This window comes from Jannaschia sp. Os4 (assembly GCF_016820245.1).
GTDB lineage: Bacteria > Pseudomonadota > Alphaproteobacteria > Rhodobacterales > Rhodobacteraceae > Jannaschia.
In genome coordinates this window covers 592,222-615,539 of record NZ_JAFCAR010000005.1, presented here as the reverse complement: position 1 = coordinate 615,539, position 23,318 = coordinate 592,222, and the positions used below count along the sequence as shown (strand labels likewise).

The 23,318-nt window shown below is 71.3% G+C and carries 18 protein-coding genes; 8 read left to right on the top strand and 10 right to left on the bottom strand.

All coding sequences use genetic code 11. From position 1 onward, the window contains the following. The first annotated feature begins 107 nt into the window (after positions 1–107). The 3 genes from JQC91_RS16915 (at position 108) to xsc (ending at position 4,016) form a co-directional block, all read left to right on the top strand. Complete coding sequence (locus JQC91_RS16915; RefSeq protein WP_203288624.1) at positions 108–1,487, top strand: aminotransferase class III-fold pyridoxal phosphate-dependent enzyme; 1,380 nt, start codon at positions 108–110, stop codon at positions 1,485–1,487. A 267-nt stretch (positions 1,488–1,754) separates the two neighbouring features. Continuing rightward, entirely contained in the window at positions 1,755–1,988 is a 234-nt protein-coding gene (locus JQC91_RS16910; protein WP_203288623.1) for a hypothetical protein, read from the top strand. 252 nt (positions 1,989–2,240) lie between these two features. Then, entirely contained in the window at positions 2,241–4,016 is a 1,776-nt protein-coding gene (gene xsc / locus JQC91_RS16905) for a sulfoacetaldehyde acetyltransferase (RefSeq protein ID WP_203288622.1), read from the top strand. Positions 4,017–4,074: 58 nt separating this feature from the next. Here xsc and JQC91_RS16900 read toward each other — a convergent pair whose 3' ends face one another. Further along, entirely contained in the window at positions 4,075–4,926 is an 852-nt protein-coding gene (locus JQC91_RS16900) for a phosphate acyltransferase (RefSeq protein ID WP_203288621.1), read from the bottom strand. Between the two features lie 18 nt (positions 4,927–4,944). Between JQC91_RS16900 and JQC91_RS16895 the strand changes: the two genes are divergently transcribed. The 5 genes from JQC91_RS16895 to JQC91_RS16875 all read left to right on the top strand — a co-directional run bounded on the left by JQC91_RS16895 (position 4,945) and on the right by JQC91_RS16875 (position 11,457). Continuing rightward, the gene (locus tag JQC91_RS16895; RefSeq protein WP_203288620.1) at positions 4,945–6,078 is read left to right on the top strand and encodes a citrate/2-methylcitrate synthase; all 1,134 of its coding nucleotides are present in this window, start codon (positions 4,945–4,947) and stop codon (positions 6,076–6,078) included. A 127-nt stretch (positions 6,079–6,205) separates the two neighbouring features. Further along, entirely contained in the window at positions 6,206–6,964 is a 759-nt protein-coding gene (locus JQC91_RS16890; RefSeq protein ID WP_203288619.1) for a sulfite exporter TauE/SafE family protein, read from the top strand. Then, the gene (locus JQC91_RS16885) at positions 6,961–9,789 is read left to right on the top strand and encodes a molybdopterin oxidoreductase family protein (RefSeq protein WP_203288617.1); all 2,829 of its coding nucleotides are present in this window, start codon (positions 6,961–6,963) and stop codon (positions 9,787–9,789) included. The genes JQC91_RS16890 and JQC91_RS16885 overlap by 4 nt, the downstream gene beginning before the upstream one ends. Beyond that, entirely contained in the window at positions 9,786–10,547 is a 762-nt protein-coding gene (locus JQC91_RS16880; RefSeq protein ID WP_203288615.1) for a 4Fe-4S dicluster domain-containing protein, read from the top strand. Before JQC91_RS16885 ends, JQC91_RS16880 begins: the two co-directional genes overlap by 4 nt. A 1-nt stretch (position 10,548) precedes the next feature. Beyond that, positions 10,549–11,457: a DmsC/YnfH family molybdoenzyme membrane anchor subunit gene (locus tag JQC91_RS16875; RefSeq protein WP_203288613.1), complete on the top strand. Its 909-nt coding sequence runs from the start codon at positions 10,549–10,551 to the stop codon at positions 11,455–11,457. A 19-nt stretch (positions 11,458–11,476) separates the two neighbouring features. On the opposite strand, the gene JQC91_RS16870 is transcribed toward JQC91_RS16875, so the two are convergent. From JQC91_RS16870 to JQC91_RS16830, 9 genes are all read right to left on the bottom strand, one after another. Beyond that, on the bottom strand, positions 11,477–13,051 hold the full coding sequence (locus JQC91_RS16870; protein ID WP_203288611.1) for an ABC transporter substrate-binding protein: 1,575 nt from the start codon (positions 13,049–13,051) through the stop codon (positions 11,477–11,479). A 90-nt stretch (positions 13,052–13,141) separates the two neighbouring features. After that, entirely contained in the window at positions 13,142–13,861 is a 720-nt protein-coding gene (locus JQC91_RS16865; RefSeq protein ID WP_203288609.1) for an alanyl-tRNA editing protein, read from the bottom strand. Continuing rightward, a complete protein-coding gene (locus JQC91_RS16860; protein WP_203288607.1) occupies positions 13,858–16,176 on the bottom strand; it encodes a DUF3772 domain-containing protein in 2,319 nt (772 codons plus the stop codon). Before JQC91_RS16860 ends, JQC91_RS16865 begins: the two co-directional genes overlap by 4 nt. Continuing rightward, complete coding sequence (locus JQC91_RS16855; RefSeq protein WP_203288605.1) at positions 16,173–17,198, bottom strand: cysteine synthase A; 1,026 nt, start codon at positions 17,196–17,198, stop codon at positions 16,173–16,175. The genes JQC91_RS16860 and JQC91_RS16855 overlap by 4 nt, the downstream gene beginning before the upstream one ends. Before the next feature lie 68 nt (positions 17,199–17,266). Then, positions 17,267–18,394, bottom strand: a complete 1,128-nt coding sequence (locus JQC91_RS16850) for an NUDIX domain-containing protein (RefSeq protein ID WP_203288603.1) — start codon at positions 18,392–18,394, stop codon at positions 17,267–17,269. After that, positions 18,367–18,828 carry a TrgA family protein gene (locus JQC91_RS16845; protein WP_203288601.1) on the bottom strand — a complete coding sequence of 154 codons (462 nt, stop codon included), beginning with the start codon at positions 18,826–18,828 and terminating at the stop codon, positions 18,367–18,369. The genes JQC91_RS16850 and JQC91_RS16845 overlap by 28 nt, the downstream gene beginning before the upstream one ends. Positions 18,829–18,893: 65 nt before the next feature. After that, positions 18,894–20,333, bottom strand: coding sequence for a deoxyribodipyrimidine photo-lyase (locus JQC91_RS16840; RefSeq protein WP_203288600.1), 1,440 nt, complete (start codon positions 20,331–20,333; stop codon positions 18,894–18,896). Between the two features lie 76 nt (positions 20,334–20,409). Then, positions 20,410–22,176 (bottom strand): BCCT family transporter, encoded by a 1,767-nt coding sequence (locus JQC91_RS16835; protein WP_203288598.1) that lies wholly within the window; start codon positions 22,174–22,176, stop codon positions 20,410–20,412. 135 nt (positions 22,177–22,311) lie between these two features. Further along, entirely contained in the window at positions 22,312–23,286 is a 975-nt protein-coding gene (locus JQC91_RS16830) for an MDR family oxidoreductase (RefSeq protein ID WP_203288596.1), read from the bottom strand. Positions 23,287–23,318: the final 32 nt, after the last annotated feature.

The following is a 23,318-nucleotide window of genomic DNA, read 5'->3' as shown; positions in this document are numbered from 1 at the left end:
CGACCGCCGCCACGTCGCGCGGAGGCTTGCGCGGGGGGCGGGTCGTCCCCCAAAGGAGGAGGCAGGACGCCATTCGCAGCAGCCGCGCAGCCTCGGGGGGGAATACCATGAAGGACCACGCCAACGACCTGAGCCACGTCATCGAGGCGGACCGCGCCCATGTCTGGCACCACCTGATGCCGCACAAGCCGCTGGAGACGACCGACCCCCGGATCATCGTCGAGGGCCGCGGCATGCGCGTCTGGGACGACAAGGGGGTCGAGCATCTCGACGCGACCTCGGGCGGGGTGTGGACCGTCAACGTGGGCTACGGGCGGACCGAGATCGCGGACGCGGTGCGCGACCAGCTCCTGAAGCTGAACTACTTCGCGCAGACGCTCGGCTCGATCCCCGGCTCGCTCTTCGCGGAGAAGCTGATCTCGAAGATGCCGGGGCTGTCGCGCGTCTTCTACGCGAACTCGGGGTCGGAGGCGAACGAGAAGGCCTTCAAGATGATCCGCCAGATCGCCCACCGGCAGCATGGCGGGCGGAAGTACAAGATCCTCTACCGCGAGCGCGACTACCACGGCACGACCATCGCCAACCTCTCGGCGGGCGGCCAGGACGAGCGCAACGCGCAGTACGGGCCGTTCACCCCGGGCTTCGTGCGGGTGCCGCACTGCCTCGAGTACCGGGCGCAGTGGGATCTCTCGGGCGAGGAGTACGGCCGCCGCGCGGCGGACGCGATCGAGGAGGTGATCCTCGCGGAAGGGCCGGACACGGTGGGGGCGCTCTGCCTGGAGCCGATCACCGCGGGCGGCGGCGTCATCACCCCTCCCCCGGGCTACTGGGAGCGGGTGGCGGAGATCGTGGAGAAGTACGACCTGCTGCTGCACATCGACGAGGTGGTCTGCGGCGTGGGCCGGACGGGCGAGTGGTTCGGCTACCAGCATTACGGCATCCGCCCCGACTTCGTGACGATGGCGAAGGGCGTGGCCTCGGGCTACGCGGCGATCTCCTGCCTCGCGACGAGCGAGCGCGTGTTCGAGATGTTCAAGGACGACCCGTCGGACCCGATGGGCTACTTCCGCGACGTGTCGACCTTCGGCGGCTGCACCGCCGGGCCGGCGGCAGCGCTGAAGAACATGGAGATCATCGAGGACGAGGATCTGCTGGCCAATACCCGTGCGATGGGCGAGCGGCTGGTGGCGAACCTCGAGGCGCTGTCGGAGCGGCACGCGGTGATCGGGCAGGTGCGCGGCCGGGGCCTCTTCGCGGGGGCCGAGCTGGTCGCGGACCGCGGCACGAAGGAGCCGGTGGAGGAGGCGCGGGTGAAGGCCGTCGTCGCCGACTGCATGGCCCAAGGGGTCATCATCGGCGCGTCGAACCGCTCGCTTCCGGGCTTCAACAACACGCTGCTGTTCTCGCCCGCCCTGATCGCCACGGCGGACGACATCGACGCGATCACAAGCGCGGTGGACGCCGCGCTCGGCCGTGTGTTCGGCTGACGCGGGAGGCCCCCGACCTCTCGGCGCGGGGCGCCCGCGTCCTGCGCTGCATGGAGGGCGGGGCTTGGCCCGCCGCGCGTCGGCCGTGCCGTCGTCGCGGGTGATCGGGCGGACCCCGCGCGTGCCGAACGCGCCGCATGCGCGCGGGCCGGGCCGCGCCGCGCCGCTGCGATGGGCCGCCACCTGCTGCGCCGTGGCCGCGCGAAGAAATCGGGAGAATGCGGCGCATCCCCTTCCCGAGGCGTCCGCCGAGTCTACCATCCGGTCATGTCCCGGCACCTCGCCTCCCTCTGCTGGCACTGGCTCTCCCGCATCGAGGCGGGCGTGATCCTGTCCACCGCCCTGTGTCTCGCGCTGCTCGCCTTCGACGTGCGCGGCTTCGCGTCCGTCACGACCGCCCTCGACGGCGGGGCGCTCGTCCGGGCGACGGTCTGGGCGCTGCTGATCCTTCCGCTCGCCGCGGCGTGGGGCGCGACCGACCGGATGACCCGGACCCGCTAGCCCGGCCTTCCCGCTGCTCGACAACTTTACCATCGGGGTCGCCCGCGCGACGACCGCCTTCGGGGCGGCGCGGCTGCTCGGGGTCGGCGCCGGTCGGGACGGCCCTGCTGCGCGCGCGCCCCGATAGAGACGACCGGGCCCGCCTTCCCCGACGCCGCCCCTTGCACGAAACGCGATTCCCTGTTGATTGACCGCTAGGGAATAGTTGGGACTGCCGGTCCCATTTTTCGACATCATCGGGAGGGGACCGCCATGAAGATGACGACCGAGGAAGCCTTCGTCAAAACGCTGCAGCGGCATGGCATCCGCCATGCCTTCGGCATCATCGGCTCGGCCATGATGCCGATCTCGGACCTCTTCCCCGCCGCCGGCATCACCTTCTGGGACGCCGCGCACGAGGGGTCGGCGGGCTTCATGGCGGACGGCTACACGCGCGCCACCGGCGAGATGTCGATGATGATCGCCCAGAACGGGCCGGGCATCACCAACTTCGTCACCGCCGTGAAGACCGCCTACTGGAACCACACGCCGCTGCTCCTCGTGACGCCCCAGGCCGCCAACAAGACGATCGGCCAAGGCGGGTTCCAAGAGGTCGAGCAGATGAAGCTGTTCGAGGACATGGTCGCCTACCAGGAGGAGGTGCGCGACCCGTCCCGCGTGGCCGAGGTGCTGACCCGCGTGATCGCCAAGGCCAAGCGGCTGTCGGGGCCGGCGCAGATCAACCTGCCGCGGGACTTCTGGACCCAGGTGGTGGACGTCGAGATCCCCGAGCCGATCGAGTTCGAGGCCTCGCCCGGCGGCGAGCGCTCCATCGCCAAGGCGGCCGAGCTGCTGTCGACGGCCAAGAACCCCGTGATCCTGAACGGCGCGGGCGTGGTGCTGTCGGAGGGCGGGATCGCCGCGTCGATGGCGCTGGCCGAGCGGCTCGATGCGCCGGTCTGCGTGGGCTACCAGCACAACGACGCCTTCCCCGGCTCTCACCCACTCTTCGCCGGACCCTTGGGCTACAATGGCTCCAAGGCGGCGATGCAGCTGATCAAGGACGCGGACGTGGTGCTCGCGCTGGGCACCCGCCTCAACCCGTTCTCCACCCTGCCCGGCTACGGCATGGAATACTGGCCCGCCGACGCCAAGATCATCCAGGTGGACATCAACCCCGACCGCATCGGCCTGACCAAGAAGGTCACCGTGGGGATCGTCGGCGACGCGGCCAAGGTGGCGCAGGGCATCACCGCGCAACTCTCCGACACCGCGGGCGACGCGGGCCGCGAGGAGCGGCGCGCGAAGATCGCCGACACCAAGTCGCGGTGGAAGCAGGAACTCTCGTCGCTGGACCACGAGGAGGACGATCCCGGGACCACGTGGAACGAGCGCGCCCGTGCCGACAAGCCCGACTGGATGAGCCCCCGCATGGCGTGGCGCGCGATCCAGCAGGCCCTGCCGCGCGAGGCGATCATCTCCTCGGACATCGGCAACAACTGCGCCATCGGCAACGCCTACCCGGACTTCGACGAGGGCCGGAAGTACCTCGCCCCGGGCCTGTTCGGCCCCTGCGGCTACGGCCTGCCGTCCATCGTGGGCGCCAAGATCGGGCGCCCGGACGTGCCGGTCGTGGGCTTCGCGGGCGACGGGGCGTTCGGCATCGCGGTCAACGAGTTGACGGCCATCGGGCGCGGCGAGTGGCCCGCCATCACGCAGATCGTGTTCCGCAACTACCAGTGGGGCGCGGAGAAGCGGAACTCGACGCTCTGGTTCGACGACAACTTCGTGGGCACGGAGCTGGACACGCAGGTCTCCTACGCGGGCATCGCCAAGGCCTGCGGGCTGGAGGGCGTGCAGGTCCGCACGATGGACGAGCTGACCGACGCGCTGGACGCGGCGATCAAGGCGCAGATGAACGACAACAAGACCACCCTGATCGAGGTGATGCTCAATCAGGAACTGGGCGAACCGTTCCGCCGCGACGCGATGAAGAAGCCGGTGCAGGTGGCGGGGATCTCGAAGGAGGACATGATCGCGGCAGAGTGATGGGTCGCGTTTCCATCGTCGAAGGAAACGGGCGAAGCCTTCGTCGAAGGCTTCGCCGTCAGGCCATCGCCGCCGTGAGCGTCGCCGCCTCGACGATGTCCCCCGCCGAGGCCCCGCGCGAGAGGTCGCAGACCGGGCGGCGGAAGCCCTGCAGCATGGGCCCCACCGCCTGCGCCCCCGCGAGTTCCTGGCACAGCTTGTAGCCGATGTTGCCGGCATCCAAGGAAGGGAAGACCAGCGTGTTCACCGCCTCGACAGCCACGCCCTTGCGCGCGCCCTTCGCCGGGTCGAGCGCGGCGTCGGCCTGCACGGGGCCCGCGAATCCCGTGGCCTCGGCGGCAGCGCGCACGACGTCCACGCTGTCGCCCGCCCCGGACGTGCCGGTGGAGAAGGACAGCAGCGCGACCTCGGCCCGGCCCAGCAGCGCCTCGGCGCTGGCGGCGGAGGCGCGGGCGATGGCGGCCAGCGCCTCGGCGTCGGGGGCGACGGTGACCGCGCAGTCGGCGAAGATCATCTCCCGCCCGTCGGGGAAGATCATCAGGAAGAAGGACGACGGCCGCGCGATCCCCTCGGCCAGCCCGATGCAGAGCCCCGCCGCCTCGATCACGCGGCGGGTCGGCACGTCCGCCCCCGCGACCATCGCGTCCGCCTCGCCGGCGGCGACCATCGCGGCGGCGCGCATCAGCGGCTTGGACAGCAGGTGGCGCGCCATCCGCTCCTTCATGCCGCGCGCGTCCATGACGGCCGCGACCTGCGCGTCCGTGACGCCGCCCAAGGGCAGAGGATGGCACAGCCCGTCCCGCTCGAGCGCAGCAGCGGCCTCGCCCACGCGCGCGTCCTCCATCTCGGGGAAGACGATCCGCGCCCCCCGCTCTCGGGCCGTGGCCCGCGCCGTATCCATCACGCTCATGCCGACCGGAGACCCCGCATGACCGAAGACGTCAAGATCAACCGCGGCCTCAAGGGCGTCTACTTCGAGCGCTCGGGCGTGTCCCACATCGACGGGCGCGCGGGCGAGCTGCTCTACCGGGGCTACACGATCCACGACCTCGCCGAGAACGCGTCGTTCGAGGAGGTGTGCTGGCTGCTGATCCATGGCGAGCTGCCGACGAAGGCCGAACTGGAGCGGTTCGACGCCGAGCTGCGGTCGCACCGCGCCGTGCCCGATGCAGTGCTGTCGGTGATCGACACGGTCAAGGACGGCCACCCGATGGACGTGCTGCGGACGGCCGTGTCGGCGATGGCCGCGCTGGACGCGGACAGCCAGGACGCGTCGGAGGACGGCTTCCTGCGGAACGGCATCAAGCTGACCGCGCAGGTGCCGACGCTGATCGCCGCGCACGAGGCGCTGCGGAACGGGCGCGACCCCGTGGCCCCCGACGACACGCTGAGCCACGCGGGCAACTGGCTGAAGATGCTCAAGGGCGAGACACCCTCGGCCGAGGCGACCGCGCTGGCCGACGTCGACTTCGTCCTCCACGCCGAGCACGGCGCCAACGCCTCGACCTTCGCCGCCCGGGTCACCGTGGGCACCGAGGCCAACCTCCACGGCGCGATGGTCACCGCGCTCTCGACCCTCGCCGGTCCCGCCCACGGCGGCGCCGCCGAGGACGTGATGAAGATGGTCAAGGAGATCGGCTCGCCCGAGAACGCGGCCCGCTACGTCAAGGAGAAGCGCGCGGCGAAGGTCCCCGTCACCGGCTTCGGCCACCGCGTCTACCGCGCCGAGGACCCGCGCGCCCGTCACATGCGCGAGGGGGTGCGGAAGCTGGGCGAGGAGATGGGCGCGCCGGAGTGGTACGAGATCCTGCAGGGCGTGGTCGAGGCGATGAAGCCCTACGCCCGCCACGGGCTGAACGTGAACGTCGATTTCTATTCGGGCGTCATCTACCAACTGCACGGCATCCCGATGGACCTCTACGTGCCGATCTTCGCCATCGGGCGGATGCCCGGCTGGCTGGTGCAGTGCCTCGAGCAGCGGCGCTCGAACATCCTGATCCGCCCGCTGACGCTCTACAACGGGCCGGAGAAGCGGGACTGGGTTCCGCTGGAGGATCGGTGAGCCGCCGCCCCCCATACGCGCCGCCGTCCCCGGGCCCGACCCGGGGACCTCGTGCGGTCGCGCGACGCGGGGGGGTGGTCCCCGTGGCGACAGGTCCCCGGGTCACGCCCGGGGATGACGGCATCTGATGGCCGACCTCCTCGCCCTCCCGCCCGCGACCGCTTGGCTCGCCGTGGCCGTCTGCTTCGCGGCGGGCGCGATCCGCGGCTTCGCGGGGTTCGGGCTGTCGGCGCTGGCGATGGCGGCGCTGGCCACCCTCGTGCCGCCGGTCGAGTTGATCCCCGTGTTCTGGTTCCTCGAGATGTCGGCCTCGCTGCTGCTGATGAAGGGCGGCTGGCAGGACGCCGACCGGACCGCCGCCGCCACGCTGGTCGTCGCCAGCGGCATCGGCCTGCCGCTGGGCCTGCTGGTGTCGCTGTCGATCGACGCGACGGTCTCCAAGACCATCGCCCTGTCGCTCCTGATCGCGCTCGCCGTGGCGCAGTTGGCCCGCCTGCGCCTGCCCGTCCTCGCCACGCGCGCGGGCACCGGAGCGGCGGGGTTCGGGGCCGGGATCATCACCGGCCTCGCGGGCGCGGGCGGCCTGTTCATCGCGCTCTACGCGATGGTCCGCGACCTGCCCGCGCGCACGATGCGCGGCACGCTCAACATCTACATGCTGGGCGCGGGCGCCGTGGGCATCGTCACCCACCTCGCGGTGGGCACGATGACCGGGACGGCGGCCACGCGCGGCCTGATCCTCGTCGTGCCCACGCTGGCCGGCGTCGTGCTCGGACGCGCGCTCTTCACGCCGCGCTTCGAGCGATACTACAAACCCGCCTGCCTGACCCTGCTCATCGGCCTCGCGGGCGCGGGCTTGGCCCGGCTGGCATGGGAGGCCGCATGAAGGACCATTTCGACCCCTCCCCGAAGGTCGGGGACCGCGTGGCCAAGACCACCTGCTACATGTGCGCCTGCCGCTGCGGCATCGACGTGCACCTCAAGGCCGACGCCGAGGGCGTCGAGCGCGTGGCCTACATCGAGGGCAACCGCGACCACCCGGTGAACAAGGGCGTGCTCTGCGCCAAGGGCGCCTCGGGCATCATGCAGCACAACGCGCCGTCCCGCCTGCGTGCGCCGCTCCGCCGGACGGGGCCGAGGGGCAGCGGCCAGTTCGAGGAGATCACGTGGGAGGAGGCCTACGAGACCGCCCGCGCCATCCTCGCCCCGATCCGCGAGACGGACCCGTCGAAGCTCGCCTTCTTTACCGGGCGCGACCAGTCGCAGTCCTTCACCTCGTGGTGGGCGCAGGCCTTCGGCACGCCGAACTACGCGGCGCATGGCGGCTTCTGCTCGGTCAACATGGCGGCGGCGGGCATCTACACCGTGGGCGGGGCCTTCTGGGAGTTCGGATCGCCCGATTGGGAGAAGACCAAGCTCTTCCTGCTCTTCGGCTGCGCCGAGGACCACGACTCGAACCCAATCAAGATGGGCCTCGGGCGACTCAAGGAACGCGGCGCGCGGGTCGTCGGCATCAACCCGATCCGCACCGGCTACAACGCCGTGGCGGACGACTGGTATGGCGTCACCCCCGGCACGGACGGGCTTCTGATCCTTTCCCTCGTCCACTGCCTGCTGAAGGCGGGCCAACTGGACCTGCGCTACCTCGCAGAGTTCTCCGACGCCCCCGTCCTGATCGACGCGCGCCCCGGCGCGACCCACGGCCTGCCCCTCAAGGACGACGATGGCCATGCCCTCGTCTGGTGCCGCAAGGAGCAGCGCCCCCGCTGCTACGACGCCGAGGACGTGGAGCCGGATCTGAACGGCGCATGGGCGCAGGACGGCGTCACCCACCGCACGGTGTTCCACGCCATCGCGCATCGCTACCTCGACGGGGCCTACGCCCCCGAGGCCGTCGCCGAGCGCGTCGGCATCTCCGCGCGGCGCATCCGCGCGCTGGCCGGAGAGATCGCCCGCGTCGCCTTCGAGGAGTCGTGGGAAGAGCCAATCGCGTGGACCGACTTCCGCGGTCGGCGCCACGAGACGATGACCGCGCGTCCCGTCGCCATGCACGCCATGCGCGGCATCTCGGCCCACGCCAACGGCTTCCAGACCTGCCGCGCGATCCACCTGCTCCAGACGCTGATCGGCAGCGTCGAGGCCCCCGGCGGCTTCCGCTTCAAGCCGCCCTACCCCAAGCCCGCGACCGCCCACCCAAAGCCCCACTGCAAGGTCACGCCCGGCGCGCCGCTGGACGGCCCCCACCTCGGCTTCGTCCACGGCCCCGACGACCTCTGCCTGCGGGACGACGGCACCCCGGCGCGCATCGACAAGGCCTTCTCGTGGGACAACCCCATGTCGGCCCACGGCCTGATGCACATGGTCATCTCCAACGCCCACGCGGGCGACCCCTACGAGATCGACACCCTGTTCCTCTACATGGCGAACATGGCGTGGAACTCGTCGATGAACACGACCGGCACGATGGCCATGCTGACCGACCAGCGCGACGACGGCAGCTACGTCATCCCCAACGTCATCTACGCCGACGCCTACTCCTCCGAGATGGTCGCCTACGCGGATCTCGTCCTGCCCGACACGACCTATCTGGAGCGCCACGACTGCATCTCCCTCCTCGACCGCCCGATCTGCGAGCCCGAGGCCGCCGCCGACGCCATCCGCCACCCCGTCGTCGCGCCCGACCGCGACGTGGTGCCGTTCCAGACGGCGCTGCTCGAACTCGGCGCCCGCCTCGGCCTACCGGGCATGGTGAACGACGACGGGTCCAAGAAATACGCCGACTTCGCCGACTACATGGTCCGGCACGAGCGCCGGCCCGGAATCGGCCCCCTCATGGGCTTCCGTGGCAACGGCGAGGCGACGGGTCGCGGCGCGCCCAACCCCGACCAGCTGAACCGCTACATCGAGAACGGCGCCTTCGCCGTGGCCCATGTCCCCGCCGAGGGACTCTACATGAAGCCGTGGAACAAGGCCTATCAGGACTGGGCCGTCGAGATCGGCCTCTACGACGCGCCGCAGCCCTTCCTCATCACGCTCTGGTCCGAGCCGCTCCGCCGCTTCCAGCTTGCCGCCGAGGGCCACGGGGAGCGCCAGCCCCCCGACCACCTGCGCGAGCGCATCAAGGCGACCTTCGATCCCCTCCCCATCTGGTACGACCCGATGGAGGGCCACGCGACCGACCCCCGCTTCACGATCACCGCGCTCACCCAACGCCCGGCGGCCATGTATCACTCCTGGGGCACCCAGAACGCGTGGCTGCGCCAGATCCACGGGCGCAACCCGCTCTACCTGCCGACCGGCATTTGGGAGGCGCAGGGGTTCCGAGAGGGCGACTGGGCGCGCGTGACCTCGCCGCATGGCGAGATCGTCGTGCCCGTGGCCCACATGCCGGGCCAGAACGACGAGACCGTCTGGACGTGGAACGCCATCGGCAAGCGCAAGGGCGCGTGGGCGCTGCACGAGAACGCGCCGGAGGCGAACCAAGGGTTCCTGCTGAACCACCTGATCCACGAGTTGATGCCGCCCAAGGGCGACGGGCTGCGCTGGTCCAACTCTGACCCGATCACGGGACAGGCCGCTTGGTTCGACCTCAAGGTCGCGGTGGAGAAGTGCGCCCCGCCCGCCGACCTCAGATCCACCCCGCAATTCGAGACGCTCGACCGCCCCGTGCCGCCCGGCCCGGACGTGGTCGCGTGGGAGGTGAAGCGATGACCACCCTGCCCGCCCCGCCGAAGGTCAAGCTCGGCCTCGTGATCGACCTCGACACCTGCGTTGGCTGCCACGCCTGCGTGACGGCGTGCAAAGGGTGGAACACCCAGAACTACGGCGCGCCGCTCTCGGACCGCGACGCCTATGGCGAGGCGGAGGGGACGTTCCTCAACCGCGTCCACAGCTACACGATGCAGCCCGGCAGCGGCCCCGCCCAGACGGTCCACATGCCGAAGTCCTGCCTCCATTGCGACGACGCCCCCTGCGTCACGGTCTGTCCCACGGGGGCGTCCTACAAGCGGGCCGAGGACGGCATCGTGCTGGTGAACGAGGACGCCTGCATGGGCTGCGGCCTCTGCGCGTGGGCCTGCCCCTACGGCGCGCGCGAGGTGGACGAACTGGCCGGCGTGATGAAGAAGTGCACGCTCTGCGTGGACCGCATCTACAACGAGACCCTGCCCGAGATCGACCGCCAGCCCGCCTGCGTCCGCACCTGCCCGGCGGGGGCGCGACACTACGGCGACCTGAACGACCCGGCCTCGGCCGTGTCGCAGCTCGTGGCCGCGCGCGGCGGCGTGGACCTCATGCCCGAGCAGGGCACCAAGCCGGTCAACCAGTACCTCCCGCCGCGCCCCCGCGACACGCTGGGCGCGGACGAGGACATCCTCGCCTCCTTCCTCGCCCCAGTTTACGAAGAGACGGGGGCGGAGGAGGCGACGGGCTTCCTCGGCTGGCTCGACCGGGCGCTGGAGAAGGTCTGACATGCACCCCGCCCCCTCCGTCATCATCTTCTCGTCGCTCTCGGGAGCGGGGTTCGGCCTGCTCGTCTTCCTCGGCCTGATGCCCGACCCGCCGCGCGGCTGGGTCGCCTTCGTGTTCTTCGCGCTGGCCTACGCGCTGGCGGTGGGCGGGCTGCTCTCGGCCACGTTCCACCTGAAGAACAAGAAGAACGCGTGGAAGGCCTACCGCGAATGGCGCTCCTCGTGGCTGAGCCGCGAGATGTGGGCCGCCATTGCCGCCCTCCTCGTCATGGCCGCCTACGCCGCCGCGTTGGTGTTCCTCGACCTCCACCTCGCGCCCTTGGGCTGGATCGGCGCGCTCCTGTCTCTGGCGGTCGTCTTCACCACCTCCATGATCTACGCGCAGCTCCGCACCGTCCCGCGCTGGAACCAGCGGGCCACGCCCGCCCTGTTCCTGACGGCCGCGCTGGCGGGCGGCGCACTGCTCGCCGGGCGCCCGGTCCTGTCGCTGATCCTCCTGGTCGCCCTCGGCATCCTGCAGGCGGTCCACTGGACCCGCGGCGATCGCCGCTTCGCCGAGGTCGGCAGCACGCTCAACACCGCCACGCGCCTGCCCGGCATGGTCCGCCAGTTCGAGCGTCCGCAAACGGGCGAGAACTACCTCACGCGCGAGATGGTCTATCAGGTCGGGCGCAAGCACGCCGCCACGCTGCGAGTGATCGCCATCGCGCTGATGGCCGTCATCCCCGCCATCCTGATGGCCCTGTACCTCGTGACTGACGGCGCGGGGCTGCACCACGCGATGGCGGGCGTCGCCGTCCTGTCTCACTTGATCGGGGTGCTGGTGTCGCGCTGGCTCTTCTTCGCCGAGGCGGAGCACGTCGTGGGGCTCTACTACGGCGCCCATGCAGGGGTGGCGCGGGCGGCGTGATCGCCGCCCGGCCAATGGGTTAGCGGCTGACGCTGAAGTACTTGAACTTCGGCTGGTCCTCGACCGACACCTCGGCGTCGACCCCGTTGCCGTAGCCCCAGTTCAGCACTTGGTTGTGCAGCGGCAGATAGAGCCGCTCGGCCTGCACCACGTCCCAGATCTCGCCGATCGTGGCGTTCCGCGCATCGAGATCCGTCTCCGAGGCCAGCGACACGATCTTCGCGTCGAGGTCCGCGTTGGAGTAGCGCGTGCCGTTCCAAGACCCCCGGTCTTCGGTCTTGGAGTGGACGAGGAAGTTGAAGATGTACTCCGAGTCGAAGGTCGGCACGCCCCAGCCCAGCAGGTAGAAGTCCGTCTCGCCCCCGGTGATCAGCGGGAAGTGCTGCGCCTTGGTCTTGGCGTCGAGGTTCACCGTGATCCCGATCCGGCCCAGCATCGACGTGACGGCCTGACAGATCGCCTCGTCGTTGATGTAGCGGTCGTTCGGGCAGTCGAGCCGGATGGAGAACCCGTCCGGGTAGCCAGCCTCGGCCAAGAGCGCGGTGGCGCCGTCCACGTCCGCCTCGGTGACGGTGTCCATCTCCTCGGTCCAGCCGTTGACGAAGGGCGGCGCGATCATGCCCGTGGGGTCGGACTGGTCGCGCATCACGACGCGCTGGATGGCGTTGCGATCGATGGCGAGGTCCATCGCCTCGCGCACCTGCGGGTTGGCCAGCGGGTTCGCCCCGTCCACGTCGTCCGTGGTCAGGTCGTCGTCGCCCACGTTCATCCCGAGGAAGATCACCCGGTTCTGCGCCGTCGTCTTGAGGTTGAGGCCGTCGGTGTCCGCGACCCGCTGCAGGTCCTGCACCGGTACGTCCTGGATGAAGTCCACCTCGCCCGACAGCAGCGCGGCCACGCGGGTCGCGGCGTTCTGGATCGGCGTGAACTCGATCCGCGTCACGTCCAGTTCGCCGCCCCAGTAGTCGGGGTTCGCGTCCAGCACGGTGCGCACGTCCGGCTCGCGCGAGACCAGCGTGTAGGCGCCCGTGCCGTTGGCGTTCTGCGTGGCGTAGGTCGACTCGCCCTCGTCGTAGTTCTGCACGTCGGTGACGCCGTTCGCCTCGGCCCAGCCCGAATCCATCATCATCAGGTTGGTGAGGTTGGACGGCAGGATCGGGTTCGGCCCGTCGGTCACGAACTCGACCGTCGTGTCGTCCACCGCGCGGACCTCGACGATGGAGTTGAGCAGCTCCTTGTAGCCCGAGTTCTCGGACTGCGCGCGCTGGATCGAGAACACCACGTCCTCGGCGGTGAAGGCCTCGCCCCCGTGGAAGGTCACCCCCTCGCGCAGTTGGAACGTCCAGACGTTCGGGTCGTCGGCCGACGGCTCCCACGAGGTGGCGAGCGCGCCCTCGAAGTCGCCGGAATGGGTCCGCAGCAGCAGCGGCTCGTAGATCTGGTGCGACAGCGTAGAGGTCGGCCCCTCGTTCTGGGCGTGCGGGTCGAGGGTCAGCGCGTCGCCCGCGCGCGCCCAGCGGACGGTCTCGGCCGAGACGGGCAGCGCGAGCGTGGTGGTGGCGAGAAGCGCTGCGGTGAGCGGCAGGTATCGCATGGAGGTCTCCCCTGATGTTGGTGGGGACACCCTTTCCGCGCCTCCGGCCGGATGCAAGCGCGGGGACGGGCTTGCGTCCCGCCCCGGGGGTCAATCCGCGAGGGTGATGGAGATGCGGCGGTTCTGGCGCCCCTTGCTCTCGATCTTGCCGACGACGACACGGCCGATCTCGCCCGTTCGGGCGACGTGGGTGCCGCCGCAGGGCTGCAGGTCGACCGGCGCCTCCTCCGGGCCGATGCGGACGAGCCGGATGCGCCCCGCCCCGCGCGGAGGCTGCACCGACAGCGTCTTGACCAGCTCGGGGCGGGCATCCAGCTCCGCCTCCTCGATCCAGCGCGTGCCCGTCCCGTGGTCCCCGGCAACCAGCCGGTCCATCTCGGCCTGCACCGCCTCGCGCGTGGTGGTCACCTCGGGCATGTCGAAGTCGAGCCGCGACTTCTCGGCCCCGATCTGCCCGCCCGTCACCGGCAGCGGCACCGCGACCGACAGCAGGTGCAGCGCCGTGTGCATCCGCATGTGCCGGTAGCGGCGGTCCCAGTCGAGGCGCTGCTCTACCGCGGTGCCCACGGGCGGCAAGGGCGCGGCGTCGGCGGGCAGCAGGACGATCGCGCCGCCTTCCCCCTTCACGGCCTGGGCCACCTCCATCTCGCCCCCCTCCCAGACGAGGCGGCCGGAGTCGCCCGGCTGCCCCCCGCCCTTGGCGTAGAAGATGGTCGCGTCCATCACGACGCCGCCCTCCGGCGTGATCGCGGCCACGGTGCCGGGCGCGGTCTTGGCGTAGGCGTCGGAGAGGAAGAGCGGCTCGGTCATTCGGATGCCTCCGGTCGGAGCGCCTCGGGATTGCGGAGCCAGACGTCCTGCTGCGGGAACGGGACCTCGATCCCCTCGGCGGCGAAGCGTTCGGCCAAGGCGTGCCGGATGTCGGAGCCAACGATGGGCTTCCACAGCACGTCGCGCAGGACGCAGCGGGCGAGGAAGTCGAGCGACGAGGCGCCGAACGCCTCGAAGGTGACGACGGGCGGCGGGTTGAGCACGACCATCGGGTGCTCGGCGCAGACCTCCTCGATGATCGCCTGCACCCGCCGCGTGTCGCTGCCGTAGGCCACGCCCACAGGGATCAGGACGCGCCCCGAGTTGGAGCCGAGCGTGTTGTTCACGACGGCCTGCGCGATGAGATCGGCGTTGGGGACGATCACGTCCTGCCGGTCGAAGGTCTCGATCCGCGTCGAGCGGACCGAGATGGCGCGCACGAAGCCCTCGGTGGTGCCGACCGCGACCCAGTCGCCGATCTTGATGGGCCGCTCGATCAGCAGGATGATCCCCGACACGAAGTTCTGCACGATGTTCTGCAGGCCGAAGCCGAGGCCGACCGAGAGCGCGCCCGCGACGAGGGCGAGGCCCGACAGGTCGATGCCCGCGGAGGTGATCGCGATCAGCGCGGCCAGCGTGATCCCTACGTAGGCCGTGCCGGACAGGATCGCGTTGGTGCCGCCCGCGTCGAGCTTGGTCTTCGGCAGCACGGAGGTCCGAAGGCCCGCCTGCACCGCCCGGGTCAGCAGGTAGCCGACGGCGAACACGATGGCGAAGGTCAGGAACGCCGCGGGGCTGATCCGCGTCTGGCCCACGGCGATCCCGTCGAGGAAGCCCCGCCACCACTCGCCCAGCGTCTCGACCCGCACCCCCCAGATCAGCGCGAGCAGCGGAAGCGCCGCGAGCACGAGGCCGAACGCGATCAGCGTGGGGATCAGCGCGTCGCGCGCCGCCTCCACGCGCCCCGTGGCGGCCGCCCAGACGTCGAAGATCACGGTCTGGAGCAGCGCCACCAGCCCGATCAGCCCGAGCGTCACGACCGCGGGCCACGTCAGGTAGGTCGCGGCGTTGACGTAGCCCAAGGCGGCGAGCACCGGACCCGCGATGCCCACGGCCATGGCCGCCCGCCCGAGGAGGACGATCGCCCGCTGGACGAGCCCGCGCTCAGCCGCGTCCCCCGTCTCCGCCTCTCCGTCGCCCGGCAGGGGCGGCGCCGGCGCGCGCGCCAGCAACCGCCCGAGGCGGAGCAGCGACAGCCCCGCGAGGAACACCAGCACGAGGACCGGGACCGAGACCGTCTCCGCGATGTCGGGCCGCGTCTCGGCCGCGATCCGTAGGAGCCGGTGCAGCGCCAGCCACAGGCCCAGCAGCGTCGCGTGGAAGCGCGCCTCGGCGCGCGCGCTGTCGGGGAGCGGGTGCGCCTCGGCGCGCGCGGGGAAGGACTGCGCCCCGATCCAGCGCGCCGCGAGGACGAGCGCGCCCAAGGCGGGCAGCGCCGTCAGCACGGGCGTGATCGTCGGTCCGTCGACCCCGGCGAGCCGCGCGAGGCGCGTCACCGCGAAGAGCCCCGCCACCGGCAGCACGAGCTGCGCCAGCCCGGTGCCGGCGACGATCAGGCGGGTCTGCGGATCGGCGCCGTCCGCGTCGACGAACCGGCGCTGGAGCCGTCCCAGCCAGTCGCGCGACCGCGCGAGCAGGAGCACGGCGACGAAGAACAGGATGCCCACCTCGGTCGCGTTGGCCGCGAGGCGCGCGTAGCCGTCGGGCGTCGCCACGGCGGCGACGTCGTCGCCCATCGCCGCCACCCACGCCCCCAGCGCCCCCAGCGCCGGCCACCACAGCGAGGGGGAGACGGGGCTCACCTCCTGGCGCAGGAGCTCGGCGCGGCGCTCGGCCTCCACGCGGGCGTCGATCTCGGCGATCAGCGCCTCGACCTCGACCCGCTCGGCCTCCGCGCGGCGGGCCGGGGCGGAGACGCGCTCCAGCTCCCCCTGCAGCTCGGACCGCCGCGCGGCGATGTCGAGATCCTCCTCGCCCTCGGCGGGCGGCTCTCCCAGCGCGGCAATCTGCCCCCGCAGCGTGTCCCGGCGCGCCGCCTCGAACCCCTCCGCGTCGCGCAGCCGGTCGCGCGTCCCCGACAGGTCGGCGCGCAACGCCTCCAGCGCGCCCCGCGTGGCCTCGCCGTCGAGGACGAGCTCGGCGCGCGCGGCGAGGTCGGACCAGTCGACGAGCGTCGTCGCCACCTCGTCCTGCGCCGCGGCGGCGCAGGTCCAGAGCGACAGCAGGAGGGCGAGGAGCAGGCGCACGGGTCTCACGCGAAGACGGTCGGGACCTCGCGCGTCTCCTCCAGCCACGACGGCACCGGCAGGTCCTTGGAGCGCAGGAAGTCGGGGTTGTAGAGCTTGGAGGCGTAACGCGTGCCGTAGTCGCACAGGATCGTCACGATCGTGTGCCCCGGCCCCAACTCACGCGCCATCTTCATCGCGCCCGCGATGTTGATGCCCGACGAGCCGCCCATGCAGAGCCCCTCGTCGCGCAGCAGGTCGAACACGATGGGCAGCGCCTCCTCGTCCGTGACCTGGTAGGCGAAGTCCGGCACGAACCCCTCGAGGTTGGCGGTGATCCGCCCCTGCCCGATGCCTTCCGTGATCGAGCCGCCCTCGGACTTCAGCTCGCCGTGGGCGTAGAAGTTGAAGAGCGCCGCGCCCATCGGGTCCGCGATGCCGCACTTCACGCCCTTGGGCTGCAGCGCCATGCCCACCCCGGCCGCCGTGCCGCCCGAGCCCACCGCGCAGATGAACCCGTCCACCTGCCCCTGCGTCTGCAGGAAGATCTCCGGCCCCGTCCCGTCGACATGGGCCTGCCGATTGGCGACGTTGTCGAACTGGTTGGCCCAGATCGCGCCGTTCGGCTCCGTCTCGGCCAGCTTCTCGGCCAGCCGCCCGGAGTAGCGGACGTAGTTGTCCGAGTCGCGGTAGGGCTTGGCCGGCACCTCCACCAGCGTCGCGCCCGCCAGCCGAATCATGTCCTTCTTCTCTTGGCTCTGCGTCTCGGGGATGACGATGACCGTCTTGAACCCCATCGACGCGCCGACCAGAGCGAGCCCGATCCCCGTGTTGCCCGCCGTGCCCTCCACGATGGTCCCGCCGGGCTTCAGCTTGCCCGACGCCACGGCGTCCCGGATGATCCACAGCGCGGCGCGGTCCTTCACGGACTGGCCGGGGTTCAGGAACTCGCACTTGCCGAGGATCTCGCAGCCCGTCGCCTCCGAGGCGGCGTTCAGGCGGATCAGGGGCGTGTTGCCGATGGCCTCGGCGAGGTTGGCGTGGACCTGCATGGGGGCCTCCGGGCTCTTGCCCGCCCCGGATACGCGGGCGGCGCGACGGGGGCAAACGCGAAGGCGCGTCAGCGGGGATTGAGGCCCGCGCGCTCCAGCGCGATCCATTGCAGCGACAGCACCAGCGGCGCGTTCCCCACCGCCCCCGTCGGGATCATCGCAAGCGCCTCGTCCACCCCCAGCAGGCGGACGCGGATATCCTCGGACTCGTGCTCCAGCCCGCCGGTCCCCGCCACCTCGTCGGGCAGGTCGCACGGCGCGACGAAGGACCAGATCACCTGCGCCAGCCCGCCGGGCGACGGGTAGTTCCGCGACACCAGCCGCAACCCGTCCTCGGATAGGTCCACCCCCGCCTCCTCGCGGGCCTCGCGCACGGCGGTGGCCTCGGGGGCCTCGCCGAAGTCGATCAGGCCGGCGATCGGCTCGATCAGCCACGGGTCGGGATCGCCCTTCGCCAACGCGCCGACGCGCAGCTGCTCGACCACCAGCACCCTGTTGCGCGCGCGGTCCCACGGCAGCACGGCGGCGGCGTCCGTGACCGCCGAGATGGCGCGCTCGACCCTCCCGCTGCGCCCGCCCGCGTGGGTGGCGTGGTCCAGCGTCCAGACCTCGACGCGGTGGAAGCCGTCGAACGGATGGCGGACCTCGTGGACCGCGACGTCCTCCGCCGTCAGGGCGGCCCCCGCCGAGGCGCGGGGACGGGCGGCCGCGAGCTGCTCGTCCCAGCCCCGCGCGCGCACCACCCCGAGGCGGCGCCGCAGCCCGTCGAGGGGGGCCCCGATCGCGCGCATGATCTCGGCCGCGGCGGCGTGGGTTCCCTGCCCCACGGCGCCCCGCCACTCGTCCAGCGACCAAGGTGCGCCCGAGCCCTCCGCCCCGTCGCGGTAGGTGTCGGCGACCCCGCCGCTCGTCTCCACCGGAAGGCGCGCCAGCCCGAACACGGTCTCGTACCAGTCGAGCCGCGCGAGCGCAGCCCCGTCCAGCGGTTCGGTCAGGACGCCCTCGCACACGCCGCCCGGCAGCAGGACGGGCCAGTCCCCCGCCGCGGCCCGCTCGACGTGCCAGCCGCGCAGCGAGGCGGGCGCGACGGCGACCGCGCGTCCCGCCACGCGGGTCAGGAGGTCGGGCCAGAGCAGCGTGCCGTAGAGGAAGAGGCGCGGTCCCGCCGTCAGTGCCAGATCCGTCCCACCGCCCATGTCGTCATCCCCACCACGAGTCCGCCCCCGAAGATCGTCGCGAGCATCGGCTGGTTCGAGACATAGGCGAGATCCTCGACGAGGAAGGCCATCCACGCCTCCATCGCCATGTAGGGTTCGGTGTAGACCGACTTGAGCGACTTGAGGATCATCGTCCAGAACGAGTTGAGTACGAGGCAGAGGGCCGTCACGGTCACCGCCGCCCCGATCCCGGCGGTCGCGCAGACGCCGAACCGCTCGCCCTTGCCGATCTCGCCGGAGGCGGTCTTGCCGAGCATGAACCACCCGACGAGCGCGCCGCCGACGACGGCCAGCAGCGTGATCCCCCCCGTCTTGGCGTTCTCGTAAAGCACCGCCCACGTCAGCACTTGGATCGCGCCCCATGCGAGGGCGGCGAGGAGGATGGCGGCGGCGAGGCGCGCAGGGGTTGGCATGGAACGGACTCCGGGCGGATACGCGAACCGGTCCGGTCTGCCCCCGGAACGTGGCGAAAGGACGGCTACTCGGCGGCGGCCCGGGCGGAATACGCCTCCAATGCCCGCTCGCGGCCCGCCTTTAGGTCCACCACGGGATCGGGATACCGGTCGGACGGGGACAGGCCCCACGACCGCGGGATCGCCTCGAAGAAGGCGAGCGCGTCGTCCGGGGCATTGGACGCGCGGCTCTCGCGGGGGGCGCCGGACAGCTCGGCCACCCAGCGCCGGCGGTAGCGACCCTCGGGGTCGAACTTCTCCGCCTGCGTGTCGGGGTTGAAGACCCGGAAGAACGGCGCCGCGTCCGGCCCCGACCCGGCGGTCCACTGCCAGCCCATCGCGTTTGACGCCGGGTCCCAGTCGATCAGGCAGTCCGCGAACCAGTCCAGCCCGACCTTCCAGTGGGTCATCATGTGCTTGGTCAGCAGCGAGGCCACCAGCATCCGCGCCCGGTTGTGCATCGTCCCCGAGGCGTAGAGCTGCCGCATCGCGGCATCGACCACCTCGATCCCCGTCCGTCCCCGCCGCCATGCCTCGGCATCCTCGTTGTCGCCCCGCCATGGAAAGGCGTCCCACTCCTCCTTCCAGTTGTCGGAGGTCAGGCGCGGCGTGTGGTAGGCGAGGTGGTGGGCGAAGTCGCGCCAGACCAGTTCCTTCACGAAGGTCTCGGCCCCCGCCTTCCCCTCCTCGTGCGCGCGCCAGCCCGCGAACCAGCACTCGCGCGCGCTGATCTCGCCATAGGTCAGGTTCTCCGACAGGCCCGAGGTGCCCTCGTCCGCCAGCATGTCCCGCGCGTCGGCGTAGTCGGCCACGGGGCCGTCGCAGAACTCCACCAGCCGCGCCCGCGCCTCCAGCTCCCCGATGCGGGCGTAGCGCTCGACCACCTCCGCGCCGCGGACCATGCGGGCGGCCAGCTTCCAGCCCGTCAGGTCGTCCGACGCGGGCCACGCGGATGGGGCCTCCAGTGCCTCGACCGGGGCGAGCGGCGCGTCGAGGTCGCGGTCGCGCACCGCGCGCCAGAACGGCGTGAAGACCTTGTAGAAGCCGCCCGTCTTGCTCTCGACCTCCCACGGCTCGAACAGAGTGTGGCCGTGGAAGGACTTGGCCTCGATCCCGTCCTCCTTCAGCGCCGCCTTCACGCCCTCGTCGCGCGCCTTCTCGTCGGCCACGTAGAGGCGGTTCCACACGACCGTGTCCGCCCCGGTCTCCTCGATCAGAGCGCGCAGCGTGGGCAGCGCGTCGCCCCGGCGCAGGATCAGGCGCGAGCCGATCTCCTCCATGCGCTTGGCGTGGACCTCCAGCGAGCGTCCCATCCGCCACGACGGCGCCGCCCCCCAGCCCGCCATGCACTCGTCGAGAACGTAGACGGGGATCACCGGGCGCCCCTGCGCGGCGGCCCACGCCATCGCGGGATTGTCGGTCAGCCGCAGGTCGCGGCGCTGCCACAGGAGGATCGGTGCTGTCATGGCGCGCGACCTAGCGCGCGGCGCCGGAACGGAAACGGGGCCCCGCAGGGCCCCGCTCCGCCGGGTCGGGCGCAGGTCACTCGGCGGCGACGACGCCCTCCTTCTTGGCCTTCCGCTCGGAGGCGAGGCCCATGGCGATGGCCACCACGAGCACCACGAGGATACCGCAGAACAGGAACCCGGTAGAGATCACCATCGCCTGCAGCGACTGCAGCCCTTGCGTCCCCGCCGCGCCCAGCAGCAGCACGGCCGCCACCGCGCCCTCGAACACGCACCAGAACACCCGCTGGATGACCGGCGCGTCGACCTTGCCTCCGGCGGTGATCGTGTCGATCACCAGCGACCCGGAGTCCGAGGACGTCACGAAGAACACCACCACCAGCACGATCGCCAGCGTCGAGGTGATCGCCGCCAAGGGCAGCTCCCCCAGCATCGCGTAGAGCGCGATCTCCGGCTTGTAGGACGCGATCACGTTCTGGAACACGCTCGACGCCTCGCCCCCCTCGGCCACCTGGCTGATCGCCGTGCCGCCGAAGGTCGCCATCCAGAACACGCAGACGAGCGACGGGATCAGCAGGACGCAGACCACGAACTCGCGCACCGTCCGCCCGCGCGAGACGCGCGCGATGAACATGCCGACGAAGGGCGACCACGAGATCCACCACGCCCAGTAGAACGTGGTCCAGCCGTGCAGGAAGCCCGTGTCCTCGCGCCCGAACGGGTTGGACAGCGGCACGATCTCGCGCCCGTAGGCCATCAGCCCGCCGGCGAAGTCGCGGAGGATGTCGCCCGTCGGCCCGACGAGGAACACGAACAGCAGCAGCAGGGCCGCGAGGACCATGTTGAACTCCGACAGGACCTTCACGCCCCCGTCGAGGCCGCGCACCACCGAGACCAGCGCGATCAGCGTGATGACCGCGATGATGACCGCCAGCAGCGCCGACGAGTCGTTCGCCGTCTCCACGTTGCCCCACAGGAACCCGAGGAAGTTGCGCGTGCCGTCCTCAGGCACGCCGTCGCCGAACACCTCCGTCAGGCCCGAGGCCACCTGCGTGGCGCCGATCCCGAGCGAGGTGGCGAGGCCGAACAGCGTCGCGAACGCCGCGATCGTGTCGATCAGGTTGCCCCAGAAGCCCCAGACCCGCTCGCCGAGGATCGGGTAGAAGGCCGAACGCAGCGTCAGCGGCAGGCCCTTGTTGTAGGCGAAGAGCGCCAAGGCCAGCGCCACGATCGCGTAGATCGCCCACGGGTGCAGGCCCCAGTGGAAGATCGTCGCGGCCATCGCCATCTCGCGCGCGGCTTGGATCGTGGCGGCGTCCTGCACCTGCCCCTCGACCACGCCCAAGGGGCCGCCCAGCGGATTGTCGCCCCACGGCGTGCCGAAGTAGTAGACCGGCTCCAGCACCCCGAAGAACATCAAGCCGATGCCCATCCCGGCGGCGAACAGCATCGCCAGCCACGCGGGGTAGGTGTAGTCCGGCGTCGCCTCCGAGCCGCCGAGCCGCACGTTGCCCCACGGCGTCACGATCAGCAGGAGCGAGAAGACGACGAACAGGTTCGCCGACATCAGGAAGAACCAGTCGAACTCGCTCTTCACGAAGTTGCGGATGGCGGTGAACGTCTCCTGCGACCAGTCGGGGGCGAGCAGCGCGAGGATCACGAAGCCCACCACCATCGCGGCGGAGACGAGGAAGACCGGGTTGTGGAAATCGAGGGCGAAGGGCCCGACCTTCGTCTCGAGGTTGTCCTGCCCGATCTCGTATTCGGTCTCGATGGGGGCCGCGTGGCCCTCGGGGTCCGGGATGCCGGTCCCGTCCTCCACGTCGTTGCGTATGTCGGTCATTCCGATGGCCTCCCTGCCATGCTCCCTCGCGGGAGCGTGACACGAGACTGGCATACCAGAGGGGTTCGGGCGACTCCTTTGCGCCCGACTCCGACGTCCCGGGCCCCGCCCGCCGCCAACGGGCGGGCGGACGGATCAGATGTCGACGACCACCCGGCCCCGCACCTGCCCCTGCAGGATGTCCGCGCCCAGCCTCGGCAGGTCCTCCAAGGTCGCGGGCACGACCATCGCCTCCAGCTTGTCCATCGGCAGCAGCTCCGCCAGCCGCGCCCACGCCCGGACCCGGTTCTCGTAGGGCTGCATCACGCTGTCGATGCCCAGCAGGTTCACCCCGCGCAGCAGGAACGGGATCACCGTCGCCGGCAGGTTCGCCCCCCCGGCGAGTCCCACCGCCGCGACCGAGGCCCCGTACTGCATCTGGCCCAGCACGCGGGCGAGCATGGCGCCGCCCACCGCGTCGACGCAGCCGCCCCACGTCTCCGACTCGAGCGGGCGCTTGACCGTCTCGGCCAAGTCCCCGCGCGCGACGATCTGCGTGGCGCCTAGCGACCGCAGGTAGTCCTCCTGCTCCGGGCGCCCGGTCACTGCCGCCACCTCGCGTCCCATCGCCGCCAGTAGCGCCACGGCCACCGAGCCTACGCCGCCCGCCGCGCCCGTCACCAGAACGGGGCCATCCTTCAGCCCTTGGTCCTCCAGCGCCTGCACCGCCAGCATCGAGGTGAAGCCCGCCGTGCCCACCGCCATCGCCTGCCGCGTCGTCAGCCCCTCGGGCAGCGGCACAAGCCAGTCCGCCTTCACCCGCGCCTTCTCGGCGTAGCCGCCCCACCGCGCCTCTCCCACGCGCCAGCCGGTCAGCACGACCTTGTCACCCGGCGCGTAGCGGTCGTCGTCCGTCGTCTCCACGGTGCCGGCGAAGTCGATCCCCGGCACGTGCGGATAGCTCCGCACTAGCCCGCCCCCCGGTCCGATGCACAGCCCGTCCTTGTAGTTCACCGTCGAATGCTCGACCCGGACGGTGACGTCCCCCTCGGGGAGCCGGTCCTCGGCGATGTCCTGCACGGCGGCGGAGGTGGTGCCGTCCTCGGCCTTCTCGACGATCAGTGCGCGCATGGGGGCTCCTCGGATGCGTGGCGCCGCCCGGC

What these genes read in the sequence shown, in the direction of transcription:
- JQC91_RS16845 (WP_203288601.1), bottom strand. Translation starts at nt 18,828, where the DNA reads ATGCCAACCCCTGCGCGCCTCGCCGCCGCCATCCTCCTCGCCGCCCTC.
- JQC91_RS16835 (WP_203288598.1), bottom strand. Translation starts at nt 22,176, where the DNA reads ATGACCGACATACGCAACGACGTGGAGGACGGGACCGGCATCCCGGAC.
- JQC91_RS16910 (WP_203288623.1), top strand. Translation starts at nt 1,755, where the DNA reads ATGTCCCGGCACCTCGCCTCCCTCTGCTGGCACTGGCTCTCCCGCATC.
- JQC91_RS16880 (WP_203288615.1), top strand. Translation starts at nt 9,786, where the DNA reads ATGACCACCCTGCCCGCCCCGCCGAAGGTCAAGCTCGGCCTCGTGATC.
- xsc (WP_203288622.1), top strand. Translation starts at nt 2,241, where the DNA reads ATGAAGATGACGACCGAGGAAGCCTTCGTCAAAACGCTGCAGCGGCAT.
- JQC91_RS16900 (WP_203288621.1), bottom strand. Translation starts at nt 4,926, where the DNA reads ATGAGCGTGATGGATACGGCGCGGGCCACGGCCCGAGAGCGGGGGGCG.
- JQC91_RS16870 (WP_203288611.1), bottom strand. Translation starts at nt 13,051, where the DNA reads ATGCGATACCTGCCGCTCACCGCAGCGCTTCTCGCCACCACCACGCTC.
- JQC91_RS16840 (WP_203288600.1), bottom strand. Translation starts at nt 20,333, where the DNA reads ATGACAGCACCGATCCTCCTGTGGCAGCGCCGCGACCTGCGGCTGACC.
- JQC91_RS16885 (WP_203288617.1), top strand. Translation starts at nt 6,961, where the DNA reads ATGAAGGACCATTTCGACCCCTCCCCGAAGGTCGGGGACCGCGTGGCC.
- JQC91_RS16890 (WP_203288619.1), top strand. Translation starts at nt 6,206, where the DNA reads ATGGCCGACCTCCTCGCCCTCCCGCCCGCGACCGCTTGGCTCGCCGTG.
- JQC91_RS16865 (WP_203288609.1), bottom strand. Translation starts at nt 13,861, where the DNA reads ATGACCGAGCCGCTCTTCCTCTCCGACGCCTACGCCAAGACCGCGCCC.
- JQC91_RS16895 (WP_203288620.1), top strand. Translation starts at nt 4,945, where the DNA reads ATGACCGAAGACGTCAAGATCAACCGCGGCCTCAAGGGCGTCTACTTC.
- JQC91_RS16875 (WP_203288613.1), top strand. Translation starts at nt 10,549, where the DNA reads ATGCACCCCGCCCCCTCCGTCATCATCTTCTCGTCGCTCTCGGGAGCG.
- JQC91_RS16850 (WP_203288603.1), bottom strand. Translation starts at nt 18,394, where the DNA reads ATGGGCGGTGGGACGGATCTGGCACTGACGGCGGGACCGCGCCTCTTC.
- JQC91_RS16915 (WP_203288624.1), top strand. Translation starts at nt 108, where the DNA reads ATGAAGGACCACGCCAACGACCTGAGCCACGTCATCGAGGCGGACCGC.
- JQC91_RS16855 (WP_203288605.1), bottom strand. Translation starts at nt 17,198, where the DNA reads ATGCAGGTCCACGCCAACCTCGCCGAGGCCATCGGCAACACGCCCCTG.
- JQC91_RS16830 (WP_203288596.1), bottom strand. Translation starts at nt 23,286, where the DNA reads ATGCGCGCACTGATCGTCGAGAAGGCCGAGGACGGCACCACCTCCGCC.